Origin of the sequence: Brevundimonas sp. UBA2503 (genome assembly GCF_002341485.1) — a bacterium.
Lineage (GTDB): Bacteria > Pseudomonadota > Alphaproteobacteria > Caulobacterales > Caulobacteraceae > Brevundimonas > Brevundimonas halotolerans.
Genome location: NZ_DDOD01000016.1, coordinates 46,039 through 64,687, shown reverse-complemented (window position 1 = coordinate 64,687; position 18,649 = coordinate 46,039). Strand labels below are relative to the sequence as shown.

Annotated in this window: 23 protein-coding genes; 12 read left to right on the top strand and 11 right to left on the bottom strand. The window is 68.2% G+C overall.

What is annotated here, in order from left to right:
- The first annotated feature begins 28 nt into the window (after positions 1-28).
- Positions 29-1,066: a DNA adenine methylase gene (locus B4K74_RS07835; protein WP_286692468.1), complete on the top strand. Its 1,038-nt coding sequence runs from the start codon at positions 29-31 to the stop codon at positions 1,064-1,066.
- Between the two features lie 39 nt (positions 1,067-1,105).
- Positions 1,106-1,378, top strand: coding sequence for a hypothetical protein (locus B4K74_RS07830; RefSeq protein WP_286692467.1), 273 nt, complete (start codon positions 1,106-1,108; stop codon positions 1,376-1,378).
- A 257-nt stretch (positions 1,379-1,635) separates the two neighbouring features.
- Here the strand turns inward: B4K74_RS07830 and B4K74_RS07825 are convergent, their stop codons facing one another.
- Both B4K74_RS07825 and B4K74_RS07820 read right to left on the bottom strand, forming a co-directional pair.
- A complete protein-coding gene (locus B4K74_RS07825) occupies positions 1,636-2,265 on the bottom strand; it encodes a ribonuclease HII (RefSeq protein ID WP_286692466.1) in 630 nt (209 codons plus the stop codon).
- Complete coding sequence (locus tag B4K74_RS07820; protein ID WP_286692485.1) at positions 2,265-2,864, bottom strand: DNA-3-methyladenine glycosylase I; 600 nt, start codon at positions 2,862-2,864, stop codon at positions 2,265-2,267. The genes B4K74_RS07825 and B4K74_RS07820 overlap by 1 nt, the downstream gene beginning before the upstream one ends.
- Positions 2,865-2,960: 96 nt before the next feature.
- Here B4K74_RS07820 and B4K74_RS07815 point away from each other — a divergent pair, with 96 nt between their 5' ends.
- Positions 2,961-3,380 (top strand): tetratricopeptide repeat protein, encoded by a 420-nt coding sequence (locus B4K74_RS07815; RefSeq protein WP_286692465.1) that lies wholly within the window; start codon positions 2,961-2,963, stop codon positions 3,378-3,380.
- A 111-nt stretch (positions 3,381-3,491) separates the two neighbouring features.
- Positions 3,492-3,719, top strand: coding sequence for a hypothetical protein (locus B4K74_RS07810; protein WP_286692464.1), 228 nt, complete (start codon positions 3,492-3,494; stop codon positions 3,717-3,719).
- Between the two features lie 60 nt (positions 3,720-3,779).
- Here the strand turns inward: B4K74_RS07810 and B4K74_RS07805 are convergent, their stop codons facing one another.
- Positions 3,780-4,571: a YgfZ/GcvT domain-containing protein gene (locus tag B4K74_RS07805; RefSeq protein WP_286692463.1), complete on the bottom strand. Its 792-nt coding sequence runs from the start codon at positions 4,569-4,571 to the stop codon at positions 3,780-3,782.
- A gap of 83 nt (positions 4,572-4,654) precedes the next feature.
- On the opposite strand from B4K74_RS07805, the gene B4K74_RS07800 reads away from it, so the two are divergent.
- Positions 4,655-5,611 carry a glycosyltransferase family 9 protein gene (locus B4K74_RS07800; protein ID WP_286692462.1) on the top strand — a complete coding sequence of 319 codons (957 nt, stop codon included), beginning with the start codon at positions 4,655-4,657 and terminating at the stop codon, positions 5,609-5,611.
- Between the two features lie 22 nt (positions 5,612-5,633).
- Positions 5,634-6,971, top strand: a complete 1,338-nt coding sequence (locus tag B4K74_RS07795) for a dihydroorotase (protein ID WP_286692461.1) — start codon at positions 5,634-5,636, stop codon at positions 6,969-6,971.
- Here B4K74_RS07795 and B4K74_RS07790 read toward each other — a convergent pair.
- The 4 genes from B4K74_RS07790 to erpA all read right to left on the bottom strand — a co-directional run bounded on the left by B4K74_RS07790 (position 6,968) and on the right by erpA (position 9,365).
- The gene (locus tag B4K74_RS07790; protein WP_286692460.1) at positions 6,968-7,903 is read right to left on the bottom strand and encodes an alpha/beta hydrolase; all 936 of its coding nucleotides are present in this window, start codon (positions 7,901-7,903) and stop codon (positions 6,968-6,970) included. The genes B4K74_RS07795 and B4K74_RS07790 overlap by 4 nt on opposite strands.
- A gap of 29 nt (positions 7,904-7,932) precedes the next feature.
- Positions 7,933-8,616, bottom strand: a complete 684-nt coding sequence (locus B4K74_RS07785) for an SdpI family protein (protein ID WP_286692459.1) — start codon at positions 8,614-8,616, stop codon at positions 7,933-7,935.
- Positions 8,609-8,899 carry a metalloregulator ArsR/SmtB family transcription factor gene (locus B4K74_RS07780; protein ID WP_123287299.1) on the bottom strand — a complete coding sequence of 97 codons (291 nt, stop codon included), beginning with the start codon at positions 8,897-8,899 and terminating at the stop codon, positions 8,609-8,611. The genes B4K74_RS07785 and B4K74_RS07780 overlap by 8 nt, the downstream gene beginning before the upstream one ends.
- Before the next feature lie 76 nt (positions 8,900-8,975).
- Entirely contained in the window at positions 8,976-9,365 is a 390-nt protein-coding gene (erpA, locus tag B4K74_RS07775) for an iron-sulfur cluster insertion protein ErpA (RefSeq protein WP_123287297.1), read from the bottom strand.
- 34 nt (positions 9,366-9,399) lie between these two features.
- Here erpA and B4K74_RS07770 point away from each other — a divergent pair, with 34 nt between their 5' ends.
- The 5 genes from B4K74_RS07770 to scpB all read left to right on the top strand — a co-directional run bounded on the left by B4K74_RS07770 (position 9,400) and on the right by scpB (position 13,978).
- Positions 9,400-10,608 (top strand): deoxyguanosinetriphosphate triphosphohydrolase, encoded by a 1,209-nt coding sequence (locus B4K74_RS07770; protein ID WP_286692458.1) that lies wholly within the window; start codon positions 9,400-9,402, stop codon positions 10,606-10,608.
- Between the two features lie 78 nt (positions 10,609-10,686).
- The gene (locus B4K74_RS07765) at positions 10,687-11,397 is read left to right on the top strand and encodes an SPOR domain-containing protein (protein WP_123287293.1); all 711 of its coding nucleotides are present in this window, start codon (positions 10,687-10,689) and stop codon (positions 11,395-11,397) included.
- Positions 11,398-11,403: 6 nt separating this feature from the next.
- A complete protein-coding gene (gene nagZ / locus B4K74_RS07760; protein WP_286692457.1) occupies positions 11,404-12,450 on the top strand; it encodes a beta-N-acetylhexosaminidase in 1,047 nt (348 codons plus the stop codon).
- The gene (locus B4K74_RS07755; RefSeq protein ID WP_286692456.1) at positions 12,447-13,286 is read left to right on the top strand and encodes a segregation and condensation protein A; all 840 of its coding nucleotides are present in this window, start codon (positions 12,447-12,449) and stop codon (positions 13,284-13,286) included. The genes nagZ and B4K74_RS07755 overlap by 4 nt, the downstream gene beginning before the upstream one ends.
- Positions 13,283-13,978, top strand: a complete 696-nt coding sequence (scpB, locus tag B4K74_RS07750; protein ID WP_286692455.1) for an SMC-Scp complex subunit ScpB — start codon at positions 13,283-13,285, stop codon at positions 13,976-13,978. Before B4K74_RS07755 ends, scpB begins: the two co-directional genes overlap by 4 nt.
- Here the strand turns inward: scpB and B4K74_RS07745 are convergent.
- The 4 genes from B4K74_RS07745 to B4K74_RS07730 form a co-directional block, all read right to left on the bottom strand.
- Positions 13,975-14,898: a cobalamin biosynthesis protein CbiG gene (locus B4K74_RS07745; RefSeq protein ID WP_286692454.1), complete on the bottom strand. Its 924-nt coding sequence runs from the start codon at positions 14,896-14,898 to the stop codon at positions 13,975-13,977. The two genes, scpB and B4K74_RS07745, sit on opposite strands and share 4 nt — an antisense overlap.
- 100 nt (positions 14,899-14,998) lie before the next feature.
- Positions 14,999-15,514 carry a hypothetical protein gene (locus B4K74_RS07740; RefSeq protein ID WP_123287286.1) on the bottom strand — a complete coding sequence of 172 codons (516 nt, stop codon included), beginning with the start codon at positions 15,512-15,514 and terminating at the stop codon, positions 14,999-15,001.
- 2 nt (positions 15,515-15,516) lie between these two features.
- Complete coding sequence (gene xth / locus B4K74_RS07735) at positions 15,517-16,296, bottom strand: exodeoxyribonuclease III (protein ID WP_286692453.1); 780 nt, start codon at positions 16,294-16,296, stop codon at positions 15,517-15,519.
- Between the two features lie 103 nt (positions 16,297-16,399).
- Positions 16,400-17,383: a hypothetical protein gene (locus B4K74_RS07730; protein ID WP_123287282.1), complete on the bottom strand. Its 984-nt coding sequence runs from the start codon at positions 17,381-17,383 to the stop codon at positions 16,400-16,402.
- A gap of 142 nt (positions 17,384-17,525) precedes the next feature.
- Between B4K74_RS07730 and B4K74_RS07725 the strand changes: the two genes are divergently transcribed.
- Positions 17,526-18,647 carry an MBL fold metallo-hydrolase gene (locus tag B4K74_RS07725; protein ID WP_286692452.1) on the top strand — a complete coding sequence of 374 codons (1,122 nt, stop codon included), beginning with the start codon at positions 17,526-17,528 and terminating at the stop codon, positions 18,645-18,647.
- Positions 18,648-18,649 lie beyond the last annotated feature (2 nt).

Genomic DNA, 18,649 nt, shown 5'->3' with positions numbered 1-18,649 from the left:
CCCCGCGGGCGGGGGAGGAGATGAGTGCATGATCAAATATATCGGCTCGAAGCGGGCTTTGCTGGGGCAGGTGACCTCGGCGATTGGCGCGCTGGCGGGGCCGGGGACGACCGTGTGTGATCTGTTCAGCGGCTCGGCCAGGGTTGGGCATGCGCTGAAGCGGGCGGGCTACCGCGTCTGGTCAAATGACCACAATGCCTATGCCCACACCCTGGCCACGGCCTATGTGCAGGCGGACCGGGAGCGGTGGCTCGATAGGGCCTTGGCGGTGCTGGCCGAGCTGCGCCAGCTCAAGCCCGAGGCCGGCTGGTTCACCCGGGCCTTTTGCGAGGACGCGCGCTATTTCCACCCCGACAACGGCGCGCGGATCGACGCCATGCGCGAACGGATCGAGGCGCTGGATCTGGAGCCGGACCTGAAGGCCATCGTGCTGGTCAGCCTGATGGAGGCGGCCGACCGGGTCGACTCCACGGCGGGGGTGCAGATGGCCTATATGAAGCAGTGGGCCCCGCGTGCCTTGAAGCCATTGGAACTGCGGATGCCGGATGTGCTGCCGTCGGTGGGGGCGCCATGTCGGGCGACGCAGGCCGATGCGGTCACGATCGCGCCGGAGATCGAGGCCGATCTGGTCTATCTGGACCCGCCCTATAACCAGCATTCCTATCTAGGAAATTATCACTGCTGGGAAAGTCTGGTGCTGTGGGACAAGCCCGAGACCTATGGCGTGGCCAACAAGCGGATCGATGTGAAGACGCGGAAAAGCGCCTTCAACAGCCGGCCCGGGATTGGCCCTGCGCTGGCGGCGGTGATCGAGGGGTTGCGTGCTCCCAATCTGGTCGTGTCGTTCAATGACGAGGGCTATCTGGACCGGGAGGCGCTGACCGGCATGCTGTCGGCGCGGGGGCATGTGCAGGTGATCGAAATCGCCCATCCCCGCTATGTCGGAGCCCGCATCGGCATCCATAACCCGAAGGGCGAGAAGGTCGGTCAGATCGGGCGTTTGCGGAATGTCGAGTACCTATATGTGGTGACGCCGGAGCCGGTGGCCCTGCCGCACGCAGCTTGATCTGCGGGAACCGTCGGGGTTTGATGCCGTTTGGTCGTCATGCAGACGATCCATGACATTGAGGCGGACGAAATGGGCAGCGAGGCCAGATTTGCGGGCCGGGGTCTGGTCCGGTCGGACCGGGCCATCGACGCCTTCCAGACCGTCGCCTGGCGCGCGCCCGAGCCGCGCCGCGACCGGTTCACGGCAGCCAACGTCGCCGGTCCTGCAGAGGCCGAGAGCGAAGAGATTCCGCACTGGATGATCCTGGTCGGCGGAGGTTTGCTGGCGGCGCTGATGGGAGCCCTGATGGGCGGAGCCATGGCGCTTTAAAATCCAGTTGCCGTCGGCGTGATCGCAGGTTAGGTGGAAATTCAATAGTTTTTTACCTCCTTCTCCTGGATCCCATCATGACCGAAGACCACCCGCTTGCTTCAAATGTTGCGGCCGATCAACGGGCTGACTGGGTGCGGCCCGAGCTTCACAGACTTGACGTTGAGACGGCGGAGACCTCTGACGCCGTCAACTTTGAGGGTTCAGGTTTTGCAAGCTGATACCCGCTCCGGTTCGCTTTCTTTCGTAGCAAAGCGTCAGTCGGCCGCTACTCTCTGATCGTAGTCCACGAGCGCCCGGATCGGCGCGAACGAGCGGCGGTGCTGGGCGCAAGGGCCGAGGCGGTCGAGCGCCTGCCGGTGCAGCGGCACGCCATAGCCCTTGTGCCGGGCAAACCCATAGCCGGGGTGTTCGGCTTCAAGCTCATGCATCAGCCGGTCGCGCGCGGTCTTGGCGAGGATGGAGGCGGCGGCGATGGAGGCGGAGCGCGCATCACCCTTGATGACGGCGACCGAACGGCACCCCACATCCAGCGCATGATTGCCGTCGATCAGGGCCAGCGCGGCGCGTTGCGCCAGACCCTGAACCGCGCGCCGCATGGCCAGTTCGGTGGCGCGCAGGATGTTAAGGCGATCAATCTCCTCGACCGTCGCAAAGGCCACGGACCAGCACAGGGCGCGCGCCTTGATGCCGGCCTCGGCCGCCTCGCGCGCGGCCTCTGACAGCGCCTTGGAGTCGTTCAGGCCCTCGGGCAGGCAGTCGGGATCAAGGATCACGGCGGCCGCGCTGACGGGCCCCGCCCAGGGGCCACGCCCGGCCTCGTCCACGCCGCAAACGAGGCCGTGGGCGGCCCATTCCTGTTCCAGCGTCAGATCAGGTCGCAGCATCAGCCCTGACCGCCTGAGAGGGGGGCATGCCGATGGCAGGTCGTGACGTGGTCATTGACCATGCCGGTCGCCTGCATAAAGGCATAGACGATGACCGGGCCGCAGAATTTGAAGCCCTCGGCCTTCAGCGCCTTGGCCATGGCGACGGACTGCGGTGTCTGGGCCGGGACCTGGGCCATAGAGGGCCAGTCGTTCTGGATGGGCTGACCCCCCACGAAAGACCAGAGCCAGTCCGACATGTCGCGACCCTGATCCTGCAAGTCCAGCCAGAGGCGAGCGCCCGAAATGGTGGCGTCGATCTTGGCCCCCGAGCGGACGATTCCCGCGTCGTTCAGCAGGCGCTGGCGGTCGGCCTCGCCATAGCGGGCGACCTTTTCCGGATCGAAATCGTCAAAGGCAGCGCGGAAGGCCTCGCGCTTTTTCAGGATGGTGATCCACGACAGGCCCGCCTGGAAGCCGTCCAGCACCAGCTTTTCCCAGAGGGCGCGCGGGTCGCGTTCAGGCACGCCCCATTCCTGGTCGTGATAGGCGACATAGAGGGGATCGGTGCCGCACCAGCCACAGCGGCCGGTCGTGTCGGGCACGGGCGAGTCGGTCATGGCCGCAAGGTCGCCGGGCTGGCCTCCGGACGCAAGAGTCATGTCCCGTCAGACGCCGGGCGGCGCGCGGTCTGGCAAGGGGTGAAGGTGACCCGCATGCCCTTCCTGATCGCGCTGATTGCCCTCGGCCTTGCCGCTGCATTTGCGGGAGAGGCGCGCGCGCAGGACAGCAAGGCCGTCATGCATCCGCCCGGTGTGGTCGGGGAACTGGGCCAGAGCGATCCCGATGCCCTGATCGCCTCGCAGCTATGGCTGGCGGAGGTCTATGAGCGTGAGGGGCTGATCGATGAGGCGATCCAGACCTATGAGGCGGCGCTGCTGTCGATCCTGCAGTTTCGCGGGCAGGGTCATGTGTCGATGGCCGACCCCATGGTGCGGGTGGCGCGCCTGACCGAGGATCCGGAAACGCGGGTGCGGTGGCTGGAAGCGGCCCTGCGGATCCGCGAGGTCGGCTGGGACACAGGCGATGCGCGCCGGATGGTGCTCCGGATGGAGCTGAAGCGGGCGTCTGACTGACGGCTCGCCCCTCTGGCGTGATCTCGAGAGGGCTGCCGACGGAGGTCAGGGGGTGGACAAGTCCTTGCCGAAACGAAACAACAATAGCTCCCACAATCAGAGGATATAACCATGCGTATCGCCCTGTTCGCCGCTGCTGCTGCCGCTCTGGCCCTTGCCGCCTGCTCGCAGGAGACCGGTGACAATGCCGCTGAAACCGCGGACGCCGCCGGCGACACCGTCGCCTCGGCCGCCGAAGACACCGCCGAGAATGCTGACGCCGTGGCCGACAACACCGCCGCTGCCACCAACGAAGCGGCCGAGGACGTCGACGCCGCCGTCGAGACGCCCGCCGAGTAAACGTTTCACGATCGATAGGGAGACGCGCCCGGAGTTCGCTTCGGGCGCGTTTTCTTTTTTTTAGAGGTCCAACCAGTCTGGCCGTCGGACCGTTGCCGGCGTCCCCTCGACCGTCAGGTTGCCGTCCAACCGGTCGAGACGCAGCAGGGCCATGAGGCGGCTGCCCTGACCGGACAGGGTCTGGCCCGCGCGTCGGTCTCCGTTCAGGACCTCGGAGCCGAAGGGGGGCAGGGGGCCGTCAATGTCGAGGGGCAGCATGCGGTTGCGGATGGCGCCGCGCCGCTTCATGCGCGAGGTCGTCTCCTGACCGATGAAACAGCCCTTGGAAAAGTCGATGCCGTTGAGCAGATCGAAGTCGGCCTCGATCGGATAGGTGGTGTCCTGACCGCCGTCGCGGGCGGGGTCGGGGATGCCCAGCGACAGGCGATGGTCGTGCCAGTCGGCGGCCTCGGCCGAGGTGGGCAGGGGCGCGCCATAGTGGCGGTGGCCGAGATCCGCGAGGCGAGCGTCCGAGGTGCCGGGCGTGTCCGGAGTTGCGGGCCAAAGGACCTGGACGGTGCCGTCGTCCGGCTGGATCGTGACGTCGGCGCGCAGGCGATAAAGCGAAAGCCGCTGGATCAGGGCGTCCCGGCGGTCAGCGGCGACATCGATCAGCACGCCGTCGTCCTGGCCCAGAAGGAACAGGTCGAACAGCAGGCGACCGGGTGGGGACAGCAGGGCGCCGAAGCGCAGCTCGCCCGGCTTGAGGCTCAGAATCTCCTGCGTCAGCAGGCCGTTGAGGAAGGTCTTTGCATCCGGGCCGCTGACCCGGACGAGGGCGCGATCAGGGAGGGAGGCGATGCGGGCGGACATGCTCCACAGATAGGGCGGTCAAGGCGGCTTGGCGAGGGGGCGATGCCGCTGCCTGCCTGCGAGAATCCGTATACGGTAGGCTTATGCCCCCGGCCTTTCCCGTCCTCTACATCGCTGAAACCGACCCGGAGATGGCGGTGATGGGCTCGGGCGTGCTGGATCATCTGGCGGAAGCCCTGCCGCAGGCGCGCTTCACCGTCGTGGGATCGCCCGCCAGTGCGCCGCTGTTTGCTGGAGTGCCCAGGCTGGACCGGACGCTGGTCCTGAAGGGCGAGGGGCTGGCCGAGCTGACGGGCCTGTGGAACCAGGTGCGGGGAACGCACTGGGGTCTGGTCGTCGATATGCGCGGCACCAAGCTGTCGGGCGTGCTGAGACGGCAGAAGCGGGCGGTGCGGGGCGAGATGCCCGATGGGTTGCATGCGGTCGAGGCGGCGGCGCGGGTGCTGCAGCTGGACGAGGTGCCGGCGCCGCGCTTGCATCCGACGGCCGAGGACGTGGAGGCCGCGAAGGCGTTGCTGGGGCCGGGCGACGGGCCGCTGCTGGCCATCGGACCGGGGGCGGACTGGATCGGGCGGCTGTGGCCGGCGGAACGCTATGCCAAGGTGGCGCAGGCCCTGCTGGGCGAAGGGGGACCGCTGGCGGGCGGGCGACTGCTGATCGTCGGCGGACCGGACGACCGGGATGCGGCGCACACCATCCGGCTGGTGGTGCGACGCGAGCGGGTGATCGAGGCGCAGGGCAAGCTGTCGCCGCTGGCGACATTGGCGGCCTTGCAGCGCGCGGACTTTTATCTGGGCGGGGATTCGCTGTGGACCCAGCTGGCGGTGGCGGCGGGTGTGCCGGTGACGGCGCTGTTCGGCCCGTCGGACGAGTCGTTACGCGGGCCCTGGGGCGGTCAGACCCTGCGGGGGCCGCGCAGCTTTGAGGAATTCCGGGTTATGGACCCCCGTTTCGACCAGGCCCTTCAGCATATGATGGACCTTCCGGCCGAGAGGGTGTTGAAAGCCTGCATGCGGCGCCTGACGACCGACGCCGCCTGATCTGACCGGCAGGAGTATCGCCATGGGCAACAGCTATGACCTGATCGTGCGGGGCGGCGAGGTCGCCAACCACGCCGGACGGGGACCGGCCGATGTGGGCGTGCGCGACGGCCGGATTGCCTTTATCGGCGACCTGTCGCAGGCCTCGGCCGGGGAGGAGGTGGATGCCACCGGCCTGACGGTGCTGCCGGGGGTGATCGATACCCAGGTGCATTTCCGCGAGCCGGGGCTGGAGTGGAAGGAAGACCTGGAGACCGGCAGCCGCGCGGCGGCGCTGGGCGGGGTCACCGCCGTCTTCGAAATGCCGAACACCGAGCCGACCACTACGGATGCCGACGCCATGGCCGACAAGCTGGCGCGGGCCCGGGACCGGATGTGGACGGACCACGCCTTCTACATCGGCGGCACCCACGAGAACGCGGCCTATCTGGACGAGCTGGAGCGGCTGCCGGGCTGCTGCGGGGTCAAGGTGTTCATGGGGGCGTCGACCGGGACCCTGCTGGTCGCCGATGACGACGGGGTGCGCGATATTCTGAAGCGGGTGAACCGGCGGGCGACCTTCCACTCCGAGGACGAATACCGGCTGGCCGAGCGGCGCAGTCTGGCCCGGACCGGTGACTGGACCAGCCACCCGGAGGTGCGTGACGTCGAAAGCGCGATCCGCAGCACCCGGCGTCTGGTCGGGCTGGCGCGGGAATGCGGGGCGCGTATCCATGTGCTGCACGTGACGACCGCCGAGGAGATCGAATTCCTGGCGGGGGCGAAGGATGTGGCCACCGTCGAGGTCACGCCCCAGCATCTGACTCTGGACGGCGACGAGGCTTACGAGCGGCTCAAGGCGCTGGCCCAGATGAACCCGCCGATCCGCAACCGGCCGCATATAGAGGGCCTGTGGCGCGGCATCGCCCAAGGGGTGGTGGATGTGCTGGGCTCGGACCACGCACCGCACACGCTGGAGGAAAAGGCGCGGCCCTATCCGGCGTCACCCTCGGGCATGCCGGGCGTGCAGACGCTGGTGCCGGTCATGCTGGATCATGTGGCGAAGGGGCGGATGACGCTGGAGCGGTTCATCGACCTGACCTCGGCCGGGGCCCAGCGCATCTTCAACATCGCCGGCAAGGGGCGGATGGCCGAGGGCTATGACGCCGATCTGACGCTGGTCGATCTGAAGGCGAAGACCGTGCTGAAGCACGCCGACATGGCCACGCGGTCGGGCTGGACCCCGTTCGACGGCATGGAGGTGCAGGGCCTGCCGATGGCGACGATCGTGCGCGGCCGGGTGGTGATGCGCGACGGCGAACTGCAGGGCAGCGCCCACGGTCGCCCGGTGCGCTTCCAGGAGACGCTGGCGGCAGGCTAGCGCGGCGCGAGGATGAAGCCGGCGATGTCGGGTACGACGGGGGCGGCCAGTGGCAGGTCCGGGTCGGCATAGGCGCGGATGTTGGCGGCGCGCTCGGCGGGGGCGACCTTGAGCACGTGATTGACGCCCTCCCAGACGACGAGGGTGGCGTCGGGCTGCGCCGCCTTCATGGCATCGGAGTCGACGGTGGTGACCTGGATGTCGGTCGTGCCCTGGGCGACCAGGACCGGGCCGTCATACGCGGTGACCAGTTCGCGGGGATCGAGCGCCAGCCACGAGATCAGATAGGGCTGGACCGAAGGCCGGAACAGGGCCTCGATGCCCGGGACAGATTCGACCTCGCGCCCGGCCTCGAGCTCGGCCAGCGCGGTGAAGGCCTGGGTCCGCATCGGTTCGGGCAGCTGCGGGCCCAGCTGTTCCTCCAGAACGATCCGGGCCGGGCGACCTGCTCCGGCCACCAGCACCAGACCGCAGATGGCCGAGGTGTCGCGTTCGGTGGCGGCCAGGGCGACCAGCGCCCCCTCGCTATGGCCGATCAGCCAGGCGCAGGGCAGGCCGGCCTGTTCTGCAGCCTGCTCGGCCCAACCGATGGCGTCATCGACGAGGTGGGAGAAACGCAGATCCTGTTCGGCCATGCCGGTGAACAGGCTCTCACCGACGCCGCGCTTGTCGTAGCGGACGGTGGCGATGCCCTGATCGGCCAGACCGCCCGCCAGCAGGCGGTAGGTGGAGGCGCGGATGCCCTGGGTGCTGTTGCCGTCGCGGTCGGTCGGCCCCGAACCGGCGATGATGACGCCGACCGCGCGGGGCGCCTCGGCCGGGGCCAGCCAGGTGCCGTGCAGGGGGCCGACCTCGGTTTGCAGGGTCACGGCTGTGCCGGGATCTTGGGCGGTCAGGGTCAGGGCGGCGGCGGCGATCAGGGCGGACAGCATGGGGGTGTCTCCGTCTTGAAGGAACAGGATCAGAAGGGTTGGCGGTCGGGGTCGTTGCGCCAGACGCGCCAGCTTTCGACTGCCGCGAGGACAACGGCGACCAGCACGGCGACGACCACCGCGATGACGCCGAACGGCTGGGGCATGAAGGGGGCGCTGACCAGACCGAACAGGCCGATCAGGAACAACAGGCGTCCGGCGAGGCGGTTGGACCGTTCCCACGCCAGCTTGCTCTTGAAGGCCCAGGGGGTGCGCACACCGACGATGGGGTTGGGACCGACGCGGCCGAGGAAGGCTCCGGTCGCCATCATCAGGACGCTGATGGCCAGCATGGGCGCGAGGGTGCCGATCGAGGTGGCGCCCGACAGGCTGAGGGCGGCGGCGAACAGGGTGGCGCCGGTAAGAGAGATGAGCGTCACCAGCTGGGCAAAGCGAAGGGCGCGGCTGCGGGCCGCATCGCCAGCCTTGCGGGCAAAATGTCCGAGGCCGCCACTGAGGACGAGGGTGGCGAAGCCGAGCGCCAGGATCAATGCGCCGACGGTCTCGCGCCCGGCCCAATCGTCAGCGTCGCCATAGACGTTGAAATGAATGGGCATCAGACCGGTGGGGCCGGCGAAGAAGATCCATAGCCCGAGGCCCAGCAGGATGGCCGAAATGCCGAGAGTGGCCACGTCGATGGCCGAGGCGGGGGCGGATGGGCGGGTATCAGTCACGGTCCTTGTCTCCATCAGACGGGCTGCGGGCCCCGGTGATCGACAGGAGGAAGGCCAGCGCCTCCTCCACAGCGGAAATGTCGAGGCGATAGCGGATGGTGGTGCCGTCGCGCTCGGGGCTGACCAGGCCGGCCTCCTTGAGGGCGTTCAGGTGACCGGTGACGGTCGGCCAGGTCATGTCAAAGGCCGCCGCGATGTCGCCCGACGCCATGGGACCTTTCCTGAGCATTTCGATGATCCGGCGCCGCACGGGATGCGACAGGGCCTTGAACAGGGTGTTCATGGGATATGCCTAATTAGGAAATCCCCTAAATGCAAGGGGTGGATCCTCCCCCGGTTACCGGGGGAGGATCAGAGGCTTAAATGGAAAAGCTGACGCCGCAGCCGCAGCTTGAGGCGGCGTTGGGGTTGCGGATGACGAACTGGGCGCCGGCGAGGTCGTCGACGAAATCGATCACCGAGCCGCTGAGGAAGGGCAGGGAGACGGGATCGACAAGGGCGGTGTGGTCGTCGTTGCGGATGCGGATGTCTTCATCATCGGCGGACCCGACCAGATCGAACCGGTACTGAAAGCCCGAACACCCGCCGCCATCGACCGCGACCCGCAGCATCAGCGGGGTGCCCCTTGCCTCGGACAGGTGGCGCAGACGGGCCGCAGCAGACGCGGACAGCGTCAGACCATGGGCCGCAGCGCGGGCGCCGGCGTCGCCGGTGGTCTCGACCCGGAAGTCTGTGGATCGTTCGGTCATACCGCCCTATATGAGGCCGCCACGGGCTACCGCAATGCCTGTCACCCCATCGGGATCAACTCCGCTGACCGATCGTCGCCTCGCCCCCTATGCCCTGGATGCCGCAAACACGCTGGGACGGCGTGTGTCCGAGCCCGCCAGCCGGACGCGCACGGCCTTTGCCCGCGACCGCGACCGCATCATCCATTCGACGGCCTTTCGCCGGCTGAAGGAAAAGACGCAGGTGTTTGTGGCGCATGAGGGCGACCACTATCGCACCCGCCTGACCCACAGTCTGGAAGTGGCCCAGATCGCCCGGTCGCTGGCCCATGCGCTGCGGCTGGATACCGATCTGGCCGAGGCCGTGGCGCTGGCCCATGACCTGGGCCATCCGCCGTTCGGCCATGCGGGCGAGGACGAACTGCAGGCCTGTATGGAGCCGTGGGGCGGGTTCGATCACAACGTCCAGACGTTTCGCGTGATCACCCGGCTGGAGGAGCGCTATCCGGATTTTCTGGGGCTGAACCTGAGCTGGGAGACGCTGGAAGCGGTCATCAAGCACAACGGCCCGGTCGACGGCATGCTGGATCGCCCCTCGTGGAAGCCGGTCGCGGAGTTCTCGAAGGACTGGGACCTGAGGCTGGACAGTTTCGCCTCGCTGGAGGCGCAGGTCGCGGCCATCGCCGACGACATTGCCTACAACAATCACGATGTGGACGACGGCGTGCAGGCGGGCCTGTTCACTCTGGAGGACCTGATGGAGGTGCCGCTAATCGGGCCGATCCTGAAGGGCACCCGCGACGACTGGCCTGATCTGGATGCCCGGATGATCCGGCTGGAAGCCGTGCGGCGCATGATCGGCGCCATGATCGAGGACGTGTTGGCCGAGACCGGGCGCCGCCTGAAGGCGGACGGGATCGAAACGGTCGAGGATGTGCGGACGGCGAAGCGGATGCTGGTCGTCTTTTCGCCGGACATGCTGGCCGATCTGGGGGCGCTGCGGCGGTTCCTGTTCACGCGCATGTATCGCCACTATCGGGTCAACCGCACACGCAGCCAGGCGCGGCGCATTCTGTCGGAGATGTTCCATCTGTTCCTGGCCGAGCCGGACATCCTGCCCCCCGAATGGGCGGAGCGGGCCTCAAGCGGCGATCCGGCCCGCCGGGCGCGGGCGGTTTGCGACTATATCGCCGGAATGACCGACCGTTATGCGATCGAGGAACACAGAAAGCTGTTCACACTCGATCTGGCGCTCGATCTGTGATTCGAATGCGCCCGCCGGGAGCGCTAGGATAGGCGCTCAGCCGCGCGATTCGCGGACGCACATGCATTGAGGCCCTCCATGTCGCACGAAGACCCCTATCGCCAGGATCCGGGCGCCGGTCGTGACCGGGGTGCCTATACGCCGCCGACCGACGAGGAACTGCCGTTCCGCCGGGGCGGGGGTGGGTATGACGCCCGCCGCAGTGGCGTCGGCGGCCCGCCGGTCACCCTGATCATCAGTGCCGCCGTTCTGCTGCTGCTGATCGTCGTGGTGGTCATCTATTATCGGGCCGGGGCCCGTGGGTCCGAGGATGCGCCGCCGGCCATCGGCACGCCTGTGGGTGAGCTGAAGGTCGAGGCGGCCGAGGATGCCCAGCCGATCGATCCGGCGGCGGGAATCGACGTCTATGACGAGGCCGCGCCGATCGTCACCGCGCCGACCTATGTGCCGCCGCCCGAGGCGATCCAGCCCAATGCGCGGCCAGCGGAAGCGACAACTCCCGCACCCGCTCCGACAAGGCCTGCCGAACGCCCGACGGTCGCGGCAGGCGGCAATTCGGCAGTGCAGATCGGGGCCTTTTCGACGCCGGGTCTGGCCGACAGCGAATACAGCCGGGTGGTCGGACGCTACAGCCAGTACACCCAGGGTGCGGTCAAGCGGGTGCAGGAGGTGACCTCGTCCAGCGGATCGACCCTGTACCGGACCATGGTCTCGGGCCTGAGCCGCGAGCAGGCCCAGGGGCTGTGCGACGCCATCAAGGCCTCGGGCGGCGACTGTATCGTGCGCTGACCTGACGTGACGCGGGCCATCATCCTGGGCTGTTCCGGCCCCCGGTTGACGCAGGCGGAGGCAGACTTCTTTGCCGAAGCCCAGCCGTTCGGCTTCATCCTGTTCCGGCGAAACGTCGAGGACCCGGCGCAACTGGCTGAGCTGGTGGCGTCGCTAAGGGCCTGTGTCGAGCACAAGGCGCCGGTGCTGATCGATCAGGAAGGCGGGCGGGTGCAGCGGATGATCCCGCCGCACTGGACCCGCTATCCGCCGGGCGCGGCCTATCTGAAGTCCAGCAACGATCTGGCGGGCGCGCGCGAGACGGCGAGGCTGGGAGCGCGACTGATGGCGCACGACCTGCGCGCCGTGGGGATCGACGTCGACTGCCTGCCGGTGCTGGATGTGCCGATACCGGGGGCGCACGACATCATCGGCGACCGGGCCTATGCGGCCGATCCGGAACAGGTCGCCGTGCTGGGCCGGGCGGCGGCCGAGGGGCTGATGGCGGGCGGGGTTCTGCCGGTGATCAAGCATATTCCCGGGCACGGGCGGGCGCTGGCCGACAGCCACCACGACCTGCCGGTGGTCAATGCCGACCGGGCCCATCTGGAGGCCTGGGACTTCATGCCGTTCAAGGCGCTTTCGGATATGCCGATCGCGATGACGGCTCACGTCGTTTACACGGCGCTGGACCCCGAAGAGCCCGCCACGACCTCGCGCATTGTGCTGGACATGGTTCGCGACGAGCTGGGCTATCAGGGACTGATCGTCTCGGACGATCTGTCGATGAAGGCGCTGAAGGGCGATCTGGAACAGCGGGCGAAACGGGCGCTGAAGGCGGGTTGCGATGTGGTCCTGCACTGCAATGGCGACATGGCCGAGATGCAGGCCGTGCTGGCCGGATCGAAGGCGCTGAAGGGCAAGCGGCGCAAGCGTGCCGAGGCGGCGATGGCGCGGCGGGTGCAGCTGGCCGAGCCGCTGGATGTCATGGAAGGCCGTGCGCGCTTCGACCGGATGATGGCGCCGTATCTGGAGGCGCAGGCCGGGCCGGACGTCGGGGAGGCGCAGGGGTGAGCCGCACCTTTCAGCCCAATCTGAACTTTGCGGCGGTCGAGGCGGTCGAGCCGGAGGAGGCGTTCGTCGTCGATCTGGACGGCTATGAGGGGCCGCTGCATGTGCTGCTGGCGCTGGCGCGAAACCAGAAGGTCGACCTGCTGACCCTGTCGATCACGCGGCTGGCGGAACAGTATCTGGCCTTTGTCCATGAGGCGCGGCGGCGGAATTTTGCGCTGGCGGCGGATTACCTCGTGATGGCGTCGTGGCTGGCCTATCTGAAGTCGCGCCTGCTGTTGCCGCGCACGGAAGCGGCGCCCGATGCCGAGATCCCGGCCGAGGAGATGGCGGCGGCTCTGGCGTTCCGGCTGCGCAAGCTGGAGGCCATGCGTACGGCGGGCGAGGCCCTGATGCGCCAGCCGATCCTGAAGCGCGATGTGTTCACCCGGGGCGATCCCGAGGCGACGGTGATCGTGCCGTCCGACCAGATCGATGCCAGTCTCTACGAGCTGATGACCGCCTATGTCAGCCAGCGGCGGCGGGCCGAGCGGCGGGCCTATAATCCCGGTCTGCGGGTCGAGGCCTTTCCGCTGGAGGCGGCGCGCGACTGGCTGCGCGATCGCCTGCCCGGGATGGACGCGTGGACAGCGCTGGACGAGATCGCGCCGCGGGCCGAGGCGGTCAGTGAGACGGGCGAGCGCGAGGGCCCCAGCCCGGCCAGCTATGTCGCCTCGACCCTGTCGGCCAGTCTGGAACTGGTCAAGGAAGGGGCGCTGGACGTGACCCAGGCCGAGGCCTTTGCCGATGTCTATTTGCGCCGGCGCGCGCACGGCCAGCCGCTGGAGCTGACGCCATGAGCGATGAGGCGACAGGGTCCAAGGCGGGACTGGCCTTCCGCCCCGACGACACCGAGATCGAACGGCGGGTCGAGGCCCTGCTGTTCGCGGCGGCGGGGCCGCTATCAGCGGCGGACATCGCGCGGCGCCTGCCGGAAGATGCCGATGTGGGGCGGGCATTGTCGCGACTGGTCGAGCGGTATCGCGACCGGGGCGTGACCCTGCAGATCGTGGCCGACCGCTGGAGTTTTCGTACCGCGCCGGACCTCGGCTTCCTGATGACGGAGGAGCGCGAGGAGCCGCGACGGCTGTCGAAGGCCGCGCTCGAGACCCTGGCCATCGTCGCCTATCACCAGCCGGTCACCCGGGCCGAGATCGAGAGCGTGCGGGGTGTGTCGCTGTCGAAGGGTACGCTGGACCAGCTGCTGGAGATGGGGTTCGTGCGGCTGCGCGGGCGGCGGCGGACACCGGGCCGACCGGTGACCTATGGCACGGCCGACCGGTTCCTGGAGCATTTCGGCCTGGCCAGCCTGAGCGACATGCCGGGCGTGCAGGAGATGAAGGCGGCGGGCCTGCTGGACATGTCCATGCCCAGCGGCTTCGAGGTGCCGGACCCGGGCCGGGCCTCGGACGGTGACGACGAGCTGGACCTGCTGGACCCCGAGGACGCCCCCGAGTTCGCGCAGGACTTTGTGGGCGAGCGCGACGCCTAGACCGGCGGCAGGCGGGTGACGCCGAGGATCCAGCCCTCCTCCGTCTCGACCTGACGCATCAGGTCGTCGGAGGCGCCCTTGGGCGGCGCGAAGGCCGCAGCCAGGTCGCCGCGCTCATCCATATTGGCAAAGGTCTCGGCGGTGACGCGGACCTGGGCCTGATCCTTGAACTCGCCTTCTTTCGGCTGGGCGTTGAACAGCGACGGCCAGACCTCGACGACGAGGGCCGACAGGGGCTCGATGTCAGAGGGGTCCAGCGCACGCCAGCCGGTGCCGAACGGCCAGACGGCGGCCGACGGGTCGAGCTTTTTCAGCAGGCGATTGACGGCAGCGATGCCGACCAGGGTCTGGCCGCCGACGGCGCCGGCGCCATGCATTTGCCAGACGCTTTTCGGCTGAAGGCGGCCTTCGCGCGCCGCGCGTTCGGTGGCCCGGAACTCGGGGATGTCGGCGCCGGCGCCCTCCGGCGGCTTGGTCGCCGTCAGCCAGCGCTGGGTCTGTTTGGCGGGCGCACCCCAGAACGGCCAGGCCTGATCGGTCATCAGCCGGTTCATCTTGGCTGCGACCTGATAGCGGTTGTTGGTGTTGTCGGCCTTGTCGACGACGTTCGAGGCAATGAAATCCCACAGACCGCGCCAGCTGGTGTCCTTGAGACCCAGACGCTGGCCGGTGCCCGCCGGATAGCCGAGGTTGAAGTCGAAGCCGACCAGCACCCGGTCGCCGCGCTTCCTGTGGTCAGCCAGCAGGGAGGCGATCAGGGCCTCACCCTCGGCCCGCGAGGCGACATTGTGGGTCTCGGTATAGAGGCGGAAACGCACGTCGCGCTTGGCTACGCCGACCCACAGGGACTGGTCGCCCAGCTTGCGCGTCTCGGCGGCGGTCCAGTCGGCGATCAGATAGGCGTCAAACAGGCGGGCCACGGCGGGCACTCCCCGGAGAAAGGCGAAACAGGAATGGGCGGGCTTCTAGACCCGCAGGGACGGAACGCAAAGCCCAAAGGCGCGGTTCAGGCCCGAGGCGTCACGCGCGCAGCAGGGCGTCCAGATGCGACAGCCAGCGGCGCCCCAGACGCAGCGCCTCGGACGGAGAGCCTTCGAGCGTGGGGGCCGTGGCATTCCACAGGTTCAGCTCGAACTCTGGATAGCGGGCGTCCATGAACATCAGGCGCAGCACCACCAGTTCGGCCTCGGGCGCGAGGATGTCGAGGGCCTTGCGGGGTTCGCCCCGCCGCACGCGGGCGACCACGTGGCCGTCAACGATGATCTCGGCCCCCTCGATCTCCTCAAAGCCATAGACCAAACCATGGCCGCCCCGGGCCCAGAGGACGGCGATCTGGCCCTCGTCGAAGTCGAGGCCGGCAGCCTTGCCCTCGGCGGGGGAGAAGGCCTCGACCTCCGGGGCGACGCCCAGCGTCTTGAGCATGGTGCGCCGGAGGCGGCGTTCGCTCTCCATCCACCAGGCAAGCGCGAGCATGAGGGTGGTGAGGGCCGCAGCGGCGAGGGCAACCAGCAGCAGGAACCGCACGGCCTCGCTCACCCTCAGTCCTCCAGCGTCACGACCACGGGAACGTGATCGCTGGGCTTGTCCATCTCGCGCGCCTGACGATGGGTCTGGATGCCGCCAAAGCGGTCGGCAGCCTGGGGGGATAGCAGGTGAAAATCGATGCGGATGCCGTGGTCGCGCTGCCAGGCCCCGGCTTGATAGTCCCAGAAGGTATAGGTGCCGTCGGGCTCGTGGCCCAGTTCGTGGCTGTCCGACAGGCCGAGGTTGCACAGGGCGCGGAAGGCGGCGCGGCTTTCCGGCTGGAACAGGGCGTCATCAACCCAGGCCGACGGGTCGCGGGCGTCGTCGGGTGTCGGGATGACATTGTAGTCGCCGCACAGGACGAAGGCTTCTTCCAGCGCCAGCAGGTCGCGCGCATGGGCGTTCAGGCGGTCGAACCAGCCGAGCTTGTAGGCGAACTTCTCGGTGCCGAGTGGATTGCCGTTGGGCAGGTACAGGCCGCCGACGCGGACGGGGCGAGGCGCCTCGATCACCGCCTCGATATAGCGGGCCTGTTCGTCGGACGGATCGCCCGGCAGGCCCTTGCGGACATCCGAGATCGGCAGTTTCGAGAGCAGGGCGACGCCGTTGTAGCTCTTCTGGCCGTGGGTCTCGACATTGTAGCCGAGCGACTCGAACGGCTCGCGCGGGAATTTCTCGTCGACGCATTTGATCTCCTGGAAGCAGGCGACGTCGGGCTGATGCTCGCCCAGCCAGGCGAGCACGGTTTCCAAGCGGGCGTTGACGGAATTGACGTTCCAGGTGGCGATGCGCATGGCACGACGCTAAAGCGATTTTCCACGCGAGGCGAGGGCCACAAACGAAGCGGCCCGGGGCGCCGCAAGGCACCCCGGGCCGGGATCGGAAAGGACCGGACGATTACTCGGCCGGGGAGGCCTCCGGCTCGGTCGAGGCGGGGGCAGCCGTCAGCTCGCAGGGCTTGCTGAAGATCTGCACGGCGTCGACGCAGGAATAGACCTGTTGGGTCGCGCCTTCGTGGAAGCGGACGATGACGCCCTCGCCCGTGGAGCATTTCAGCTCATAGAAGGCGCCGCGCTGGGGGTTGTCCCCCATCCAGGATACGTCCTCGACGTTACAGGCGGCGATCTCGGTATTGGCGACCAGTTTCGGCCATTCGGTGCGGGTCTCCTCAGCCGTGGTCAGCTGGCAGGTGCCGGTCGAGATCAGGGCGTAGCGCCAGCAGGGCGTGGCGCTCCAGGCACCCGCTTCGGATTTCTCCAGACGGTAGCCGTCGGTGCCGGCGCAGCCCAGTTCATAGACGCGGGTGTTCCAGGCGATGGCTTCGTCGGCATTGCACGACACACCGGCCTGCTGGGCATAGCCGCTGATCACTTCGACGCGGTTCTGGTTGCCGGGCAGGGCACACTGCAGGCCGACCTCGGCCTCGGGATTCTCCCGACGCAGCTGCCAGGCGAGGCTGGACTGCAGCACGCAGTCGGCGGCGGTCGGGGCGCCCTCGACGGCCTCAAGGATATAGCCGGGACCGGTGGCGCAGGCGACTTCGTACAGTTTGGCGCCGCCCTCGCGCATGCCGAGCAGCGAGGATTCGGTCACCTGACAGGTCGGCACGGCGACAGCCGCGACGGCGCTGGCAGCGGCCTGAACTTCCTCGGCGGAAGGCGGCGCGGGCTGGCGACCGCGCTGACGCTGCTGCTCACGGTCCTGACGCCCGCCGCCGATGCGACCCGGCAGGACGACCTCACCCGTGACCTGGCCGGAGGCCTCGGAGGATTCCTCGCTGCGATCATTGCCGCGATTGTCCTGGGCCAGGGCCGGGGTGGCGGTCAGAAAGGCGAGGGCGAGGGCCGACCCCGCGAGGGTGGCGATTTTGGCGTGGGACACGGAGGAGGCTCCTGAAACAACTTGAACTTGGGCAATCCTTGGCGTGCGGATGTGACAGGGTCAAGGCAGGATCAGGGCAGTCCGCTGCCGGTGGACGCGTGCGCGGAAAATGGTCTATCGAAGGTTTCGATTGGAGACGCACTTGGCCGACGGCGTGAGACGCGACGATGCGGAAGGGGACGCAGCCCGGGCTGACGGGGCTCGGGGCCTGACCTATCCGTTTGCGCGTGTGCCGGAGGCGGGCGAGGGGATCGAGGTCGCTCCAGGCGTGGTGTGGTTCCGCCTGCCGCTGCCGATGGCGCTCAACCACATCAATCTCTACGCCCTCGAGGACGGAGACGGCTGGACGCTGGTCGACACCGGCCTGTTCACCCCCGCTTCGGTCGAGATCTGGGACGGTCTGCTGACCGGGGCGCTGCGGGGCCGACCGATCAAGCGCGTGATCTGCACCCACATGCACCCGGACCACATCGGTATGGCCGGCTGGATGTGCGAGCGGTTTCAGGTCCCCCTGCTGATGTCGCGGCTGGAGTATGTGACGGCACGAATGCTGGTCGCGGACACCGGCCGACCGGCGCCGGAATCGGGGCGGACCTTCTATCGCGCGGCGGGCTGGACCGAGGAGCAACTGGCCGGATGGGGCCGGGACTATGGCTCGTTCGGGCGGGTGGTCAGCCCCATGCCCGACGCCTATCACCGCCTGACCGAGGGCGATGTGCTGTCCATCGGCGGGGATGACTGGGAGGTGGTTGTCGGTCAGGGCCACAGCCCGGAGCATGTCTGTCTGTGGCGCAGGTCCGATGGCGTGTTCCTCGGCGGCGACCAGATCCTGCCGAAGATTTCGTCGAACGTGTCGGTGTGGCCGACCGAGCCCCTTTCGGACCCGCTGGGCGACTGGATGGCCTCGCTTGACCGGCTGGCGGAGCTGCTGCCCCAGGATCTGCTGGTGCTGCCGTCACATGGCGAACCGTTCCGAGGCGTGCAGACGCGGCTGGCGGCCCTCAAGCGAGGTCATGGTCAGGCGCTGGCGCGGCTGGAGCGCCGGCTCGAGACCCCGATGCGGGCGGTCGACACCTTTGCCAGCCTGTTTGCCCGTCCCGTGGGCGACGGCCTGCGCGGAATGGCGACCGGCGAGGCCGTGGCGCATCTGAACTATCTGGAGCGCCAGGGCCGGACGACCCGCCAGCGCGATGCCGACGGCGTCGACTGGTGGCAGGCCACGGGCACCCCGGTTTCAGAAACGAATGACGACAACGGAGAATAAGC